1 protein-coding gene is annotated in these 1,241 nt (G+C 45.9%); it reads right to left on the bottom strand.

Annotation, left to right across the window (positions count from 1 at the left end; translation table 11 throughout):
• Positions 1-689: 689 nt before the first annotated feature.
• Positions 690-1,241, bottom strand: a 552-nt coding sequence (locus tag J2Z82_RS19295; RefSeq protein WP_209482417.1) for a transposase, incomplete at its 5' end; no start/stop codon positions are given.

The following is a 1,241-nucleotide window of genomic DNA, read 5'->3' as shown; positions in this document are numbered from 1 at the left end:
TAGACTCCCTCCGGAAAGGTTGATATACCAGTGATTAGAATGTGATAATTCTTTTATAAAATTTTTTTGTAGTTAAAGAACGACAGAAATCTTTCTTAAAGGAAAAAAATGGTAATAACACTGACACGTTGCGGTCGCTAACAATTTATTGTTAACGGAAAAGCGTATTCCGATGCCCTTTGGATCTCCGCATATCTTAGAAGGACGTACCCTCCCAGGTCTCTTGGCGTCGTGCGCATGCTTTCCTTCATTGGGTCTCTTTCTAAGGCGGAGGCCGCATGATGCTCCTGTTTGGACTCGAAGTCGTATGTCTCAGTTTGGCGGCTCCCTCCGGAAAGGTTGATATACCAGTGATTAGAATGTGATAATTCTTTTATAAAATTTTTTTGTAGTTAAAGAACGACAGAAATCTTTCTTAAAGGAAAAAAATGGTAATAACACTGACACGTTGCGGTCGCTAACAATTTATTGTTAACGGAAAAGCGTATTCCGATGCCCTTTGGATCTCCGCATATCTTAGAAGGACGTACCCTCCCAGGTCTCTTGGCGTCGTGCGCATGCTTTCCTTCATTGGGTCTCTTTCTAAGGCGGAGGCCGCATGATGCTCCTGTTTGGACTCGAAGTCGTATGTCTCAGTTTGGCGGCTTCTCCGGATCATCTTTATTGTCATGCCCAGGGACGCGAGAACGCTACGCCACTTGCTTCGCTGGAAGATGACTCGAAAGGTCTCGTCTCATCTGTTCGGCGTCAAAAGGAGATTGGTATTTACTCATCCCGTAAATGACTTGCAGGATTTTCCGGCATAATACCACCATCGCTTCCTTCTTCTTGAGCGGATTTTCGGGCCGGTTCACATAATACTGGTAGATATCCTTGAACGCTTCATTATTTGGAAGAATGGTGGTCACCATCCTGAACAGAAGCGCTCGGAGGGCTTTTCGCCCTCGCTTCGACAGCCGTTTTTCGCCTTCTCGGTCACCAGAAGAGTTATCCCGCAACGTCAATCCCGCTAATTTGATGAGTTGGCGTGGATGACCATATTGCGGAAGTGGTCCGGTTTCGGCAAGAAGCTCGGCTGCCTGATTCTCACTTACCCCTCGGATAGATGTAATCCATTCGAAATCAGAAAGCTGACGGGCATAGAAGCTGAGCTTTTCCTCGATCTCCTGGATCTGCTTATCCAACAGGGCGTATTGATCTAAAAGGGTGACCAATTTGAAATAGGCCATATCTTGCCCTTG

It is taken from the genome of Virgibacillus litoralis (assembly GCF_017873675.1).
Classification (GTDB): Bacteria; Bacillota; Bacilli; order Bacillales; family Amphibacillaceae; genus Lentibacillus; species Lentibacillus litoralis.
Note: the sequence above shows the minus strand (reverse complement) of the source record. Positions and strands in the feature narration are given on the sequence as shown.